General features: G+C 47.6%; 17 protein-coding genes. 4 read left to right on the top strand and 13 right to left on the bottom strand.

The window, feature by feature from the left end; all coding sequences use genetic code 11:
- Positions 1-76: 76 nt before the first annotated feature.
- Entirely contained in the window at positions 77-721 is a 645-nt protein-coding gene (locus AC50YO_RS03730) for a class I SAM-dependent methyltransferase (protein WP_494843406.1), read from the bottom strand.
- Between the two features lie 269 nt (positions 722-990).
- On the opposite strand from AC50YO_RS03730, the gene AC50YO_RS03725 reads away from it, so the two are divergent.
- Positions 991-1,668, top strand: coding sequence for an HAD family hydrolase (locus tag AC50YO_RS03725; protein WP_494843404.1), 678 nt, complete (start codon positions 991-993; stop codon positions 1,666-1,668).
- A gap of 1,263 nt (positions 1,669-2,931) precedes the next feature.
- Here AC50YO_RS03725 and AC50YO_RS03720 read toward each other — a convergent pair.
- Genes AC50YO_RS03720 through AC50YO_RS03690 form a run of 7 tightly spaced genes read right to left on the bottom strand, consistent with a single transcriptional unit; the run spans position 2,932 to position 9,931 of the window.
- Complete coding sequence (locus tag AC50YO_RS03720) at positions 2,932-3,132, bottom strand: hypothetical protein (RefSeq protein ID WP_494843402.1); 201 nt, start codon at positions 3,130-3,132, stop codon at positions 2,932-2,934.
- Positions 3,129-4,319, bottom strand: a complete 1,191-nt coding sequence (locus tag AC50YO_RS03715; RefSeq protein WP_494843396.1) for a YheC/YheD family endospore coat-associated protein — start codon at positions 4,317-4,319, stop codon at positions 3,129-3,131. Before AC50YO_RS03715 ends, AC50YO_RS03720 begins: the two co-directional genes overlap by 4 nt.
- Positions 4,276-4,773 (bottom strand): GNAT family N-acetyltransferase, encoded by a 498-nt coding sequence (locus AC50YO_RS03710; RefSeq protein ID WP_494843392.1) that lies wholly within the window; start codon positions 4,771-4,773, stop codon positions 4,276-4,278. The genes AC50YO_RS03715 and AC50YO_RS03710 overlap by 44 nt, the downstream gene beginning before the upstream one ends.
- Position 4,774: 1 nt before the next feature.
- On the bottom strand, positions 4,775-5,932 hold the full coding sequence (locus AC50YO_RS03705) for a YheC/YheD family endospore coat-associated protein (RefSeq protein WP_494843388.1): 1,158 nt from the start codon (positions 5,930-5,932) through the stop codon (positions 4,775-4,777).
- A complete protein-coding gene (locus AC50YO_RS03700) occupies positions 5,932-7,308 on the bottom strand; it encodes a YheC/YheD family endospore coat-associated protein (RefSeq protein WP_494843384.1) in 1,377 nt (458 codons plus the stop codon). Before AC50YO_RS03700 ends, AC50YO_RS03705 begins: the two co-directional genes overlap by 1 nt.
- Positions 7,305-8,555, bottom strand: a complete 1,251-nt coding sequence (locus tag AC50YO_RS03695; RefSeq protein ID WP_494843383.1) for a YheC/YheD family endospore coat-associated protein — start codon at positions 8,553-8,555, stop codon at positions 7,305-7,307. Before AC50YO_RS03695 ends, AC50YO_RS03700 begins: the two co-directional genes overlap by 4 nt.
- 11 nt (positions 8,556-8,566) lie before the next feature.
- Positions 8,567-9,931, bottom strand: coding sequence for a YheC/YheD family endospore coat-associated protein (locus AC50YO_RS03690; RefSeq protein WP_494843381.1), 1,365 nt, complete (start codon positions 9,929-9,931; stop codon positions 8,567-8,569).
- Between the two features lie 262 nt (positions 9,932-10,193).
- Here AC50YO_RS03690 and AC50YO_RS03685 point away from each other — a divergent pair, with 262 nt between their 5' ends.
- Positions 10,194-10,496: a hypothetical protein gene (locus AC50YO_RS03685; protein WP_494843379.1), complete on the top strand. Its 303-nt coding sequence runs from the start codon at positions 10,194-10,196 to the stop codon at positions 10,494-10,496.
- A gap of 75 nt (positions 10,497-10,571) precedes the next feature.
- Here AC50YO_RS03685 and AC50YO_RS03680 read toward each other — a convergent pair whose 3' ends face one another.
- The gene (locus AC50YO_RS03680; protein WP_494843377.1) at positions 10,572-10,916 is read right to left on the bottom strand and encodes a helix-turn-helix domain-containing protein; all 345 of its coding nucleotides are present in this window, start codon (positions 10,914-10,916) and stop codon (positions 10,572-10,574) included.
- Positions 10,917-11,080: 164 nt separating this feature from the next.
- Positions 11,081-11,425 carry a helix-turn-helix domain-containing protein gene (locus AC50YO_RS03675; protein WP_494843375.1) on the bottom strand — a complete coding sequence of 115 codons (345 nt, stop codon included), beginning with the start codon at positions 11,423-11,425 and terminating at the stop codon, positions 11,081-11,083.
- A 181-nt stretch (positions 11,426-11,606) separates the two neighbouring features.
- On the opposite strand from AC50YO_RS03675, the gene AC50YO_RS03670 reads away from it, so the two are divergent.
- Both AC50YO_RS03670 and AC50YO_RS03665 read left to right on the top strand, forming a co-directional pair.
- Positions 11,607-12,092 carry a hypothetical protein gene (locus AC50YO_RS03670; protein WP_494843373.1) on the top strand — a complete coding sequence of 162 codons (486 nt, stop codon included), beginning with the start codon at positions 11,607-11,609 and terminating at the stop codon, positions 12,090-12,092.
- Positions 12,093-12,114: 22 nt separating this feature from the next.
- The gene (locus AC50YO_RS03665; RefSeq protein WP_494843371.1) at positions 12,115-13,458 is read left to right on the top strand and encodes a DRTGG domain-containing protein; all 1,344 of its coding nucleotides are present in this window, start codon (positions 12,115-12,117) and stop codon (positions 13,456-13,458) included.
- Between the two features lie 66 nt (positions 13,459-13,524).
- Here AC50YO_RS03665 and AC50YO_RS03660 read toward each other — a convergent pair whose 3' ends face one another.
- The 3 genes from AC50YO_RS03660 to AC50YO_RS03650 form a co-directional block, all read right to left on the bottom strand.
- Positions 13,525-13,821 carry a YtpI family protein gene (locus AC50YO_RS03660; protein WP_494843369.1) on the bottom strand — a complete coding sequence of 99 codons (297 nt, stop codon included), beginning with the start codon at positions 13,819-13,821 and terminating at the stop codon, positions 13,525-13,527.
- A 74-nt stretch (positions 13,822-13,895) separates the two neighbouring features.
- A complete protein-coding gene (locus AC50YO_RS03655) occupies positions 13,896-14,411 on the bottom strand; it encodes a sporulation membrane protein YtrI (protein ID WP_494843367.1) in 516 nt (171 codons plus the stop codon).
- 3 nt (positions 14,412-14,414) lie between these two features.
- Positions 14,415-14,741: a YtrH family sporulation protein gene (locus tag AC50YO_RS03650; RefSeq protein ID WP_494843365.1), complete on the bottom strand. Its 327-nt coding sequence runs from the start codon at positions 14,739-14,741 to the stop codon at positions 14,415-14,417.
- Positions 14,742-14,780: the final 39 nt, after the last annotated feature.

Below are 14,780 nucleotides of genomic sequence, written 5' to 3'. Positions count from 1 at the left end.
ACTGCGGATAGGCTATCTCAGGGTAAGGGTACTGTTATGAAGTATACGAGGTTATACGGAGAAACTTGTTTGTCTACTAAGAAAAAAACTCTGCATCACGAAATGGCTTGCGCAGTTCAGAAGCTGCTTCGGGTTCGGGATAATCCAGATTGCTCATTTGCTCCAGCTCTTCAAGGGCTATTGGATTCTTGATCGCGACCAAATGATACATAATCTCTTGTACGACATTAGGCTGGATGCTTTGCAGCATTTCCAGCTCTTCTCGTTCATAGAGGGGAGACGCATAAGCGGGATCGTAAAACAGCTCCATGCGCAGCAGCCGGAAATCGAATGGCGGATAATCTTCCGGATAATGGACATTGGCTGGACAAAGGGGGCCGTGGGAAGGCTGGAAAAACTGCGCGGTGAAATAACGAGGCGTATGCTCGTCAAATTGTTGCTTGAAACGGGGATTGGACATATGGATAAAGCTATGGGCATAAGGAGCCAATATACAAATGACCGCTTTATGTGCACAGATTCTGTACAATTCCGTCATAACGGCGAATAGATCGTCCACATATGGCAATGATCGGCTAGCCATGATAAATTCAACGGAGTCATCAGGGAATGGAAGCGGGTTGTTGATATCGCTAATAAGATCGACGTCAGGGAATGGCAGGCGGTCTATGCCGAAGAAGTCAGGATGCTTGCGGCTGCCGCAGCCAATATCGATTTTCATGCGCATAACCTCCTGTACCTATTGTATTAACAAAGGTAGAAGCGGCTACGGTTATCGGCCTATTATAGAAGTCTGAGCGGATATACTCTAAGCTAAGCACGGATAACCTATCTGGAACATGTCTCCGAACACGACTGATCATTTTTGAAGTATATTTTGTATTTTCTATTTCCAAAAAGTAAAGAGCTCTCCATCCCATTCCTTGTCACCTTTCCCCATTTCCAGTATGATTAAGAGCAATGAGGATAGTGAAGGGGACGAATGACAGGATGACTACAACGAAGCTGCCTAAACCGGAAGCGGTTATTTTTGATATGGATGGGACATTGTTAGAGACGGAGACACTATTGATTGATGTGCATGCGAGATTATTCCAGACACTTCGGGAGGAAGGGCTGTATGAAGGGGATACTCCTCCAGTAGAGAACTTGCTCGGTTGTCTAGGCATGCTGTTAGATGATATATGGCGGAAGCTGATGCCAGGCAGCACGGAGGAAGCGCGTAAGCGTGCAGATGAGCTGCTCCTGCAATACGAGCTTGAAGATCTTGAAGCGGGTAAGGGCAGCCTTTACCCTCACACGGCGGAGACACTTGAGAACCTGAAGGCGCTTGGAATTAAGCTGTTCATCGCAAGCAATGGACTGGAATTGTATGTGAAGGATATTGCTCGGCTGAAAGGGATTGCCCACCTATTCGATGGCATGTACAGTGCCGGTGAATTCCAGACGAAGAGCAAAGTGGATCTCGTCGCCAAGCTGCTTCAGGATCATGGGGTCAAGGACGCGTGGATGGTCGGAGACCGTTCCTCGGACGTCGAGGCAGGCAAAAGTAACGGACTGAGCGTCATCGGCTGCGCGTACGCGGGCTATGGACGGGATTCAGAGCTGGAAGGCGCGGATGTGCTTATAAGCGGAATGCCTGAGCTATTGGAAATTATGGAGCAATAAAAATAAAACAGGCATCTTGTGCATCGTAATTGATTGCGCAGGATGCCTCTTTCTATTATTAAATGCTTTATTTATACCTATCAAACACAGGTCTAATTCATAGATGAGTTGATGGAATAGTATGGTATGGTTCATCATGTGAATGAACTTCTCTATTTAGTGAGCACATTTTCGCTATTAATACTACTTTTCGAGCTTGATCCAGGGTTAGCGTAATCAAGTTCACGACTCGGAAACCGACCTGCTTCACTAATGAACCTAGGTTCATAACAGCTCAATTCTGCTAGACTTTGTAGGACCTTAATGAAACTAGGAGGAGCTAATTAGCGAAATTGCTTCATTAAATAAAACGCAGGGAAGGGCATTGTCCATCTCTACTTTTTCAGCTAGTTCTAACGTATGATTTACTGCGAACATGTATTGCCCACGCACATGAGATCTGTATACGGTGTAACCCGTAATTTTGTGAATGGACTTCTCTATTTAGTGAGCACATTTTCGGTATTAATACTACTTTTCGAGCTTGATCCAGGGTTAGCGTAATCAAGTTCACGACTCGGAAACCGACCTGCTTCACTAATGAACCTAGGCTCACAGTAGCTCCATTTCGCTAGACTTTGTAGGACAATAACGAAATTAGGAGGAACTAATTAGCGAAATTGCTTCATTAAATAAAACGCAGGGAAGGGCATTGTCCATCTCTACTTTTCCAGCTAGTTCTAACGTATGATTTACTGCGAACATGTATTGCCCACGCACATGAGATCTGTATACGGTGTAACCCGTAATTTTGTGAATGGACTTCTCTATTTAGTGAGCACATTTTCGGTATTAATACTACTTTTCGAGCTTGATCCAGGGTTAGCGTAATCAAGTTCATGACTCGGAAACCGACCTGCTTCACTAGTGAACCTAGGTTCACAGTAGTTCAATTTCGCTATTCTTTGCAGAACAATAACGAAATTAGGAGGAACTAATTAGCGAAATTGTTTCCTACCTTAAGAGACGAAAATACAGCATCCGCCCGACTTTCTCTAATATGTCTAGACGTAGTGTTACTGCCGGCATGTGTCGCCCCTCGTACGGTGTTAGCTGAGTGCACATTGTGAAGCGGGCGGTGTCATCGCGGCACGCGGTGCTCGGTCACACGTCGGCGGTCAAACCTCCACATTGTCTCCTGCCTAAACGCAGGCAAGGGCAGTGCCCACCTCGGCTTTTCCAGCTAGTTCTAACATATGATTTACTGCGAACATGCATCGCCGCCTAACCGTATATTCGGAGCAGCGTGTAATGCAGTCCGTCAAGGAACAAAAGACGGCTGCCCATTTTTAAAAATGGGAAGCCGTCTTTTTTAATATCACCAAAGGCATTATGCAGACTGCCTAATTGTCCACATTGCCCATTTTGTGCTGTCCGCCTCAGTCTGAGAGCCCCCCGATAGAGTGTCGTAGTAGGCCCCTTCAAGAAGGAAGGGGCTCGGATAATTGGCTTTTATGAGCTACTGATTGCTCGGAGGACTCGGCAGCTGTGTTGACTGTTTGCTTTGGCTTCTTATTCTTTTTCTGCCCATGCAGCCAGAGTGCATATTCAAGAGGACGGATGATCGCTTTGTTATAGGTTTCTTTCTCGCCCGCTTGTGCGAACACTTCTCTCGCGGGCTTCGGGTTAACCTCCAGCAGCCAGATATGTCCTTTGCGATCGATCGCTAAGTCGAGTGCCAGTTCACATAATCGACCATAGCTTTGCTCCAAATATTGCGCGACACTCACACTGAATTGCTCTGCTTCGGCCGTGACTTTAGCTGTTTTGTCCTCATTGGCGAGCCATTGCTTGAGCAAGGGCTCCATCCCTATGGCATGACCGCCTCCATGAAGGTTCGAGGTAACGCTGCCCGCAGCACCGACGCGGCCTGCGCAGCCCGTCACCTTCCATTGGCCATCCCCGTTCTTCTGCACGAGCATGCGATAATCGTGGACGCGGCCGTTCGGCAGCTTGAGCTGAATACCTTGCTGAGCGATGTAGCGAACACCTTTCAAATCCCAGTCGGCTAAATAGCCGCTGAGCGAAGAGGATGACAGCTTCTGAGGGCTGATAATGCGCCGGGCTTGGTCGCGTCCTTGAATATGCAGCAGGCCATCCCGCTTACGTTCGATTCGCAATATACCTCGTCCGCCGGTCCCGTTAATGGGCTTCAAATAAATCAAAGAGTGCTTGCGGAGCATCTCCTGCACTTCCTGGGCACCCTCTATATTACGAGTGACAGGCAAGTAGCTTTTGAATCGCGAATCTTTGACTAAGGTTCGATGTACGGTCCATTTATTGCGCAGCGGGCGATTGAGAAAATTAAGGTGACTATAGCGAGTACGGAACTGCCTTAGCTGCTCGAATCGATGTGTTTTTTGGATGCGGCAGCGATCATAGATCATATGCGGAAAGGACATCCATTTTTTAGTCCATTTTTTCGATTCCAAATTATACGTCTGCGCATGAATCCGATTCTGCTTGTAATTGACATCCGCAGGGGTGAATACGATGATGTCTAATCCAAGCTTGTGTCCGGCAGCGGTCATTTTCTGATAAATAGAGCGTTCTTCGAGCATGCCATTCTCATTGAGATATAAAGTCAATATCCCTAATACGGGTCGCGTCACAATCGGTTCTCCTTTCAAAACGGAGCGTGGGCTTGCCTGTTGGCCCGGTATGCATGGAGACCGCTGCCATGCCGAGCCGGAAGCACAGCGCCATACTAGGTATGTTATCCATAGCTACTTGGCAGGATAAGCGGCTGAAGCGGCTGAGCATAGCTTCGACGATTGCGGACCCGATACCAATTCCCCGAGTATCCGGGTGAGTAACGACGAAGCAGCCTTCTTCTCCAGCAGCAGCAGCGAACCCTAGCCCTACGATGCGGTTGCCCATTCTTGCGACAGCAATGAGGGCGCCGTCATCGTCTTTCTTATCGCTTCCAAGCTTGGCGGGATCCAGCGTGCGAAGCGTATGCAGAGCTGCAACGGTCAGCCGCTTCTCCCCGAAACGGACAGCGAAGTCTAATAACCTTTTGCGCTCTATGCGCCATTGCTCGGGGGTAAGCAGTTGCAGCTTCATATTAGGCGCCTCCTACTTTTTTGTTCTTTTTTATTTTGGCCAGATACGAACCATAGTGGAAAATACGTTCCAGCGATTTCTGGCGAATATGCGGCTCGTCGAATTTCATTGGCTTGGAATTGGCTTCAAAAAACCATATATTCCCGGCATTATCTATACCCAGATCCATCGACATCTCTCCAAGCAGCTGCCTGGAGCCTCGTTCTACTTGCCTTGCAAGCAGCAAAGCGGTTTGTTTGGCCTTTATTAGTATTCTACGTGCCTGCTCCGGATTAAATGAACTAATCAGCAGTTTTTCGGGGTCTTCAATCATTCCTCCGCGGGGCACATGTGTCGTAATACTGGAGGAACCAGCGACTCGCGCTCCAATTCCAGTAACATCCCATCTGCCTATCTCATTCTTTTGCACCAGTGCGCGGAGATCGAATCTTCGATCATTAAAGGAAGCGAGCTGAATGCCTTGCTGCGTTATATAAGGCTCGCCTGCGCATTGCTTCTGAATGCGATTCCACAGCTTGCCGATTGTAGCACAATTATAAGTGATGCTTTTTTTGTCTTCTTGAATTTTCAAACGATAGGGAAGCTGCTTATCCGCCTGTACCTTAATCGTCATAATGCCTTTGCCGGCTTTACCGCTCTCCGGCTTCAGATAAAGAAAGGAATGCTTCTGCATCATTCTACCGAGCCCAGATATAGATAGCAGCTTGCGGGTTGTAGGAATAAAGGGTTTGGTTGTTTTGGACAGCTTTAGCCACTCGAATAAATACCATTTATTGAAAAAGGACGGATTGAACAATTTGACACGCGGGTCCTTTGCACAAGCGGCTATTTTTTTTCTGACGAAGGGCTGAATTTCATCCTCACGCAGAGGGATTCGGTTATAAATAATGTCTGGGAAAGGCAGCAATCGCTGCTGCCATGACTCATTCTCTTCATTATAGACAAAGCCTTTCAGACTGGAGCGGCTCAAATACAGCTGCTTCGCAGTTAGAACATAGACGATGAAGCCATTTTCTTGGCCGGTACGAATAAGGTCGGCGAAATTGCTGCGATTGCCCCTGAAAAGCTGGATATCATCATCTATCGTCAATATGGCTAGTACGGGGCGCCCGCCTCTGGTTTCTACCAGTTCCGCTTGTTCTGGCAGCAAACGTTCCATCAGCTGTTCCCTCCTTGAAAATTGCTCAAGTACAGGCAATGTTCAATGATATAGTCGAGTGATGCACGGCCCTCTGATTTGAGAGAGGGATGCTTGAAGATGGAGCGCCCGGGCTTGGCGTTAGCTTCGAACATCCAGATTTCACTATCCTTGTCGATTCCGATATCGAGTCCAAGCTCTCCAAGCCGATGCGGGTAATTTCGCTCGATCGCTTCTGACAGCTTGATGGCTGCTACCTTGGCTTTCTCTAGTACCTCATCGGCTTGACTGCCGAAGGTCCGGCCAAGCGCCTGCTCGGGAGTCATAAGAGAGCCGCCATTCTTCACATGTGTCGTGACACTGCCTTTACCGGCTTTTTTGGCACCAATCCCGGCTGGTATCCATTCGTTCTTGCCATTCTTATGCATATGGAAGCGGAAATCCAGCGGGCAGCCGTCAATTTCCGCAAGGCGAATGCCTTGCTGTACGACATAGTTGCCGAGCGAGCTGCCATGGCGAGCGTGCAGCATGCGAATCAGGCTGTTAAAGGTAGAGAAGCGGAGCAGGACGTTGCGGGCTCCCTTGCGATAACGAGCGAAGTAGCCGCGTTTGGGATGATAAGTTAGCCGATAGATGCCGATGCCGAGGCTGCCTGCCGTAGGCTTGAAGTAGAGGAACTGATGCTTCTCCAGCATTTCTTTAATTTTCTCTGCGGATGGCGCCGATACAGACTCAGGTAGATGCAGCAAAGCCTCAGGTTCCTTATCCAGCAGCTTGTAAACATCTGATTTATTGAAGAAGCTCCAATTAAAGAATGGGATTTTCTTGCGAACGAATCGTTCCCGGAGCGAATTAATGGAGGAGGAAGTTTCAGCCTTGCGGCTGGGCAGACGATTATAGACGACATCAGGCAGCGGAACGGTTTTACGATACCAGCCGCCTTGCGCATTCAAGAAATAGCCGGATACCGTTTCTTGCTGCCAGTTGATATCATGAGGCGTAAAGCCGAATAAATAGGCGTTGTTTTCGCCGGCACGAATAATTTGCTTAATAAATCCGGTGCGGCTGCCGAAGGGCGTGCTATCCGTTGAGGGAAATCCGGAGTCGCTCAATATGCCGACCAGCGGTCCAAGCTGGACTTCATTCTCACCGGAATTCAGCACGTAGATATTGCCTGATTTGGGTACGCGAATGAATTGACGTACACCTGCCGACAAATAGAGATGATTGCCCGCGCGTTTTACTGGTTTGACGGTAGCAGTGATGACCTCTCTGCCTAGTTTCAGGTGGACGTTTTTTTTGCCGGAAAGCTTGAGTTCCTTGATGAGCGGGTTGGATAAATAAATGACTTTTTCTGTTTGTTGCGAAAAATGTACGTTACAAGTTGTCAAACTCATGGATGAACCTCCTGAACGTTGTCAGACTCTTTTTGCAAAAGGCAGGGAAGATGTGGGTTAACAGCTTGCTTAATAAACAAAGAAGGGGCTAAGCGTTGGGAGAGCAAGCGAGCATACTGAAGGGGGTACTCGATCGACCGCTTAGCGGCTGCTGCTTCCTGCGTCTGCCTGAAGCATGCTCTGCCAGGTCTGGAATTAGCCTCGAGCAGCCAGAGCTTTCCTGCTGGTTCAATTCCGAAGTCGAGTCCAATCTCAGCCAGCCTCCCGTAGCTGGCTTCTAATTGCTGCGCGGTATATTCGGCAAGCTTAATGAGCTGTTTATGCGTCTTGGCTGCTTGAGCCTCACCTAAATTCTGGGTTAAATATTCGCTGGCCTGCATAGCGCTGCCGCCTCCATGCAAATTTGACGTAATGGATCCGGATTGCCCTAGCCTGACGGCCGTACCTGTTACTATCCAACGTCCCTTTCCATCCTTCTGGACGAGTGCTCTTACGTCGAAGGGATTGCCTCTTGCATCCATCAAATCCAGATAGGGCTGAACAATATAAGAAGCGCCTCCGATAAAGCGATCAACCCATGCTATCATCGCTGAATTGGAAGTGAATGCGCGTTGAAATGGCTGATTGCGAGTGTTTCTTCCTTCAGCCATCCACTCTCCTGTAAGAGGACAGCGCTGCAGATGAAGAACTCCTTTTCCTTGCATGCCCGCTGAAGGCTTCAAGAACAATCCTGCCGGATGCCGATCAAGGAGCGGAAGCAGCTTCATTGCGTTATGGAAACGCTCGGTCGGGACTAGATAAGGCTTAATTCTAGGAGAATTGAGCAGGGTGCAATGAACATCCCATTTGGAGGGAAGGCCCCGATTAAGAAGAATGGGCTCTTTAAGCTGCGCTATGGCGAGCAAAGTGTCCATGCCTGCTTTTCTTTCATTGGAATGTTTGTAGCAGCACCTGTCATATATAATATCCGGGAGAGGACATTGTTCTTGCACCCATTGTCCTTGTCGATATCGGAATCCGCTTATCATCCTCCCGTTGAACTCCTTTGGAGAGAATACATATAAATCAATGCCAAGAGGCGCTGCGGCCTTGCTCATCTCCTGAAAGAAGAGAGGCTCAGGCAGAATCACATCTATAATATCCGCATTTATATCCGAATCACTAGTCTCTAGTGTAGAGCGACTACTGCTGTTCCGTCTGGTAATAGAGGCAACAAATATACCTAGCCTTAAGAGTAAGGGGATCATAAGCACCTCCATCAAAAACCGGATAAAAAACGGGAGTATTGAATAACCATTTTTACCGAAGGGCGAATTTTATTGTCATTGAGCGGCGTGTTGTCATTCTTCGATGGCTTGGAATTCACTTCTAGCAGCCAGACCTTCCCATTCGTGTCCAATGCCAAATCGATGCCAAGCTCGCCGAAGTGGGCAGGGATATAAGTATCAATCCCTTTGGCAATGAGCAGAGCAGCGGTTTGGAGCCTGCTGGAGGCATCAGCTCTGCCCATTGTTAGATTGGATTTGGCAACAGCTTCACCAACGGTACTGAGCGTTCCTCCTCTTGCTAGATTGGATACGAAGTGATGGCTGCCTGCTGTACGGGCGACAATGGACGTGATGGACCATTTACCCGAAGCATTTTTTTGGACGAGAGCACGGAAGTCAACCGGTCTTTTTTGAATATCGATGAGCTGCAGCCCCTGTTGAATTTGGTAGCGTACGGTTTTCATTTTGGTTGAGATCGTTGAGAATAGCTTAAGCACATTCGGATACTGCTGCTTGCGTGAGCCGGCGGCAGTAGCGAATAGGGCTTGATAGGTGCCGCCCTCAAGCTTCGACACACGAATGATGCCTTTGCCCAAGCTTCCTCTAACAGGCTTAAGAAACACATTGTTGTACCTTGAGCACATGGATTTCAATGTAGTGAACCCGCGTAGAAGATGAGACTCTGGCAAATAGCGATTCAAGGAGTCGTCTTTTTTTAAGGCTTCAAACACTTCGGTTTTGTCTAAAAATTTCTCATTGAAAATAGTCGTATTATGCCGAGACTTTACTTCCTTCAAAAAATTTTGCACACTGGACTTATTTTCCAGCTTGCGAGAGGTCAGACGATTATTCACAACATCGGGCACGGGAAGCGTCGTGCGTCGCCAGCCATCAGAGTAGATCCAGCCTTCTATAGAGTTGTAGTTGCTGCCGATATGATTGGGAGTGAAGAAGTAGACATGGGCGCCTTGGGCAGCGCAGCCGTCAACAAGTTCTTTGCAAAACATAGTAATGGATCCGAACGGTTTATCAGGAGCGCTGGGAAAATCACGGCTTATAAGCACACCGATCAGCGGGCCAAGTGTAAGAGTAGAGGAGCTCTGTTTGAAGCTCATTCTTAGCGACATATTGTTCAGGATTCCGATTTGCTTTGCAAGAGACTGGTTGATTCGCAGCCCATCGTACTTGGCGACCGCTATCACCTTGATAGGTTTTTGGAAGGCTCCGAATTTTAGTACGACCGGCTGGCCTTGTGGAATTTTCCATTGCTTCAAGTAGCTTTCACCGAGCATGAGCGTATCTTCTGCATGCATGCCGGCGCTGATTACTTGAACGGCTACTTTCGATTTGGGCATCGTAAATCTCCTTCCAAGCAGGAGGATGACGGTATAGGCCATTAGGTGTTTTACACGAATTAATTCATCATATGAGGACATCTATCCCTTGGTGATTAGCCAAACCTGAAAGAAAATAAATTCATTCATCGGGATGCTCGTATTTCTCATATAGGAGAATGCCAATGGTTCAAGCTCCGGTCTAAAAGTCATATTTGTCTCACAACGCTCATAGGATGGTAGTGCGGACAAGCGCAAAACCAATGAAAACTGGAGTGAGAGCATGATGAAGGGTAAAGGCCGTCATGTATTATATTTGCTAATCGCCATTGCGATGCTGGTCTATGGGCTTCCGAAGCTGGATTTGGGCGGGCCGATGAATGCGGTAACGTTATTTGGGCTTGTATGGGTCGCTTTCGCCTTGCTTGTCATAGCTGCACATCTGAACGCGCTGCTGTTGATTGACGAAGAGAAGCGCAAAGAGCTGGATCGGATCAAGAGAGCGAAGCGGCGCATGTGGGAGCGTCAATTGCAGCAGGTGATTTCGGGGCGGTCTGGCGGCAGAGAAAGAGGGAAGGGCCAATAATTCACCTAATCAAATAGGAGGTACGGGAGCCAGCTCCCGTACCTCCTATTGGTTTGTTTCATGATGAATAAACCATTAATCCATCTCTTTAAATTGAACGAGCTGCTTTACGAATTTGTATACGGCCTCTTGCTCCTTCACGGACAGGCCATGCAGTTGATGAGCAATTTTATCGGCGTAAGTGTCTGAGTCCTGATCGCTTGGCGGGGAAGTGATATTCACGAGTTTTTCCAACGGGCAGTTGAGAGCATATGCAATCTTGCCCAGCACATCAATCGTGGGGTTTTTCTCGCCTCGTTCAACCTGTCCCATATAGGAGGAGTTGATGTCTGCCCGCAGAGCAAGCTGCTCTTGGCTTAACCCTTTGGATCTTCGTATAGTACGGATGTTATCTCCTATAAAACGGGAGAATTTGCTCACAATCGTCACCTCAGCCTAAAGATAGAGCTTTACCGCTAGCGCAACAACGTTCTATAGGATATATTTGGAATAGCTACTATAGTCATGAAAAGCAAAGAAAATAGGATGTATAGGAGCGAACTCCCATACATCCTATATTGTTGCGCTTAATGATGAATAAACGATTAATCCATCTCTTTGAATTGAACGAGCTGTTTTACGAATTTGTAAACGACCTCTTGCTCCTTGGCGGAGAGGCCATGCAGTTGATGAGCAATTTTATCAGCATAGGTATCTGATTCCTGTTCGTCCAGCGTGGAATTGATGTTCACGATCTTCTCCAATGGGCAATTGAGGGCATGAGCAATCTTGCCCAGCACATCGATCGTAGGGCTCTTCTCGCCTCGTTCAACCTGTCCCATGTAAGAGGAGTTGATATCTGCCCGTAGAGCAAGCTGCTCTTGGCTTAATCCCTTGGATTTTCGTATTGTACGGATGTTATCTCCTATAGAACGGGAGAATTTGCTCACAATCGTCACCTCAGCCTAAAGATAGAGCTTTACCCCCAGTGCAACAACGTTCTATAGGATGGATTTTAAATAATTACTATAGTCATTGCTTTTGTGATTTCTTTTTATTATAATTGTGTTAAAAGGTTCTTTTTAATATCATCTTTTCCTCAACAGGAACTTTTTACAAGGGGAATCAATTATGGTGGATGAATATGAGTTTTACAAGAATGTGCAGACGTATTATAAGAATGTCAATTTCTATGTGGAATTTACGTATCGTTTGTTGCACAAGATGAACAAGTCATTGCAAGCCTACGGCAGCTTTAACTGTCGAGTTGATCCTCATTTGCAGCTAGTGGACTATACAATTGACCTGAGATCAGAGCTTGTATCACGACCCTACAGCGAGAAAGTGTCTTTCCTGTTTCCTAGCCAGTACGCGGAGATCCCGCCGCAAGGAATTAACATAACGAATATGTCGATTTGCCAGCTTCGTTATGCGGTTCCGATTCATTATGATTGGAAGGCCTTTATCGTAAGAGGAGCCCATGAGGCAATTAACAAGCAAACGTTGCAGCAGCTATTCGATAAGTACCGATTCATTGGGCTGAATGGTGTGAAGGTGGATGCGGAACTGAAGGTCGCTGATGTCGTATTGGATTGGTATAATGATATTAGATCATAACAATCCTTAGGAGGGACATGTCTTGGATACGAGAGGTCCTGGTACGGAGACAAGCACCAAGCGGGAACAAATATTACATCATATTCAAGAGTTGAAGATTGGGACAAGGATATCCGTAAGAGCCATTGCCAAAGCTCTTAGCGTAAGCGAAGGGACGGCTTATAAGGCGATCAAAGAAGCAGAGAGTGCAGGCCTCGTAAGCACGAAGGAACGAATCGGTACTGTACGCATTGATCGCAAGAGGCGTGAGGCCCTTGATCAGCTAACCTTCGGTGAAGTAGCCGAGATTGTGGAGGGGCATCTGTTCGGAGGGGCGTCGGGCCTCGAGAAGACGCTGCACAAGGTTGTCATTGGTGCGATGGAGCTTGATGACATGCTTCGTTATATTGATCAAGGCAGCCTGCTCATTGTCGGCAACAGGGTTGGTGCCCATCGCTGCGCCTTGGAGCAGGGAGCGGGCGTTCTGATTACAGGGGGCTTCGAGCCTAGCGATGAGGTTAAACAACTGGCGGATGAGACAGGCCTGCCGATTATTGCTTCCCGCCATGATACGTTTACCGTTGCCTCCATGATCAATCGCGCGATGTATGACCGTCTTATCAAACGGAAGATTATGCTCGTTGAGGATTTGATGACCTTCAGCAGGCCCGTTGATGTCCTGCATACGGGGGATACGCTGCATCAATTCCATAAGCTGGGACGAGAAACGGGCTATTGGCGGTTTCCTGTGCTGGATGAACGGGGGAAGGTAGTCGGTATGCTGACAGCCAAGGACGCAGCCGGATGCTCGGACGATCATCCGATTGACAAGCTGATGACCCGCCATCCGATTACGGCAGCCCCTAATATTACGGTCACCTCCGCGGCACATACGATGGCAGCGGAAGGAATTGATCTGTTGCCTATCGTAGACCGCCATCGCAAGCTGCTAGGTGTAATTAGCCGCCAGGAAGTATTGGATGCCTTGCGATTCGCGGGCAAGCAGCAGGAATCGGGGGAAACCTTCGATGATCTCATGTGGACAGGCTTTCTAGCAGAGGAGCAAGCAGATGGAAGCTCTGTCTACAAAGGCTCTATTATGCCTCAGATGTCTGGTTCCCTCGGCATGGTATCCGAAGGGGTGCTGGTTACTTTGATGACGCAAGCCGGAAGACGGATGATCCATGAGGTCGGCAAACGTGATTATTTGGTAGACAGCATGACTACATATTTCGTTAAGCCTGTTCAGATCGATAGCCAGATTACTATTGTCCCGAGAGTGTTCGAGATGAGCCGCAAATCAACTAAGCTTGAGATTGAAGTAATGGATCAGAACGGCTTAGCAGCCAAGGCGATGATGACCGCACAGATGATCGATCCCTATTAAGCATTTATACATAAAGAAAGCATACGAGCCATGGAATGGACCGTATGCTTTCTTTATGTATAGCTTTTATTGTCGCATTGTCCGGAAGATGCTGTGATTGCGCAGCCCTGCGAATAAATTGAAAACACCAATAACCAGGAACAGGGAGCCGATGACGATTCGCGCTGTTGATTCGTTGGATAGGAATAACTGAACGCCAGCGATGAATAAGAGCATGATTCCCATACTGATATTCATTCTGGAAGCATTCAGGCCTCGCAGCCGCTGATCATTGGATCGACGGGATTTGTAACTGAAAACAACCGTTAGTAACAGCGTGATCATAATGCCAGGGGCAAACACCCACTGTATAAGGGAATCCATTGCTTCCAAACAGCTCCTTTTATCTCATTGCTGTTATTGTAGCATGAAATATTGGCAACCGGAAATAATGTCCATCACGAAGGAGCACTCTTATAGATTCGGACCTGTACCCATACCTGCAATACATTATCGACCACCAGCATCGTTTTTACTTCTGCGCTGTAATTTTTGTCATATACGTCATTATAAATTTTGCGGCTTAACAGCTTTCTTGCGAATTGAGCATTGGAGTCTATCTCGTAGATGCTTTGTCCAAGAAAGCCGGAGAGATCGTCTTTAATTCGCTTAATAAGCTCAGCTTCTGTCACCATATCGAGATTCGGGCGCCCGGTATTCTGGCCTGTCTCAGCTTCAATACGGGGACGTATGCTCTTGATTACTGTGTGTTGATTTTTGAATTTTTTCAAATTATCAATATCCTGCTCGTATTGCTCCAGCTTGACTTCAAGCTCACTCTTTAAGGTAACGAGAGCTTCAAATTGCGCCTGATAAAAAAGATTATAAATAATGGCCCCTATTAACATTCCTAGCAGCAGCACTCCAAAAAACTGCATCCCTCTTACATATCGCTCGAACGGCGGCATACGCATCCTTTATGCGGTTCCTTTACAGATAAGCTTGACCATCTCCGTACCCATGTGCGCACCTAGAAAAGCAGCGGCAATATAGCCGATTTGCAGCACCGCAGGCGATAGGTGGCCCTCCATAATATTGCTTTCGATGACGCGCATCGGATCGATCGAGCCTCCGACTGCCGCGACAATTGCCCATATTTTTAAATTTGCTGCTGTGCTTACCATCATGGATGATGGAGGCATCAATAGGAAGACAGAGCCGATCCCCGCCAGCATCGATCCGCCAATGACTACACCGAATGCGATGAAGAAATCAAGCCCAGCCTTTGTTAGAAAATAATTCACCTGCGAGCACCTGCCCTTTTATATTCATTCAGCCTGTCC

Source organism: Paenibacillus sp. J22P59, assembly GCF_059383895.1.
The sequence above is the reverse complement of the archived record's forward strand: the minus strand, read 5'-3'. Positions and strand labels throughout refer to the sequence as shown.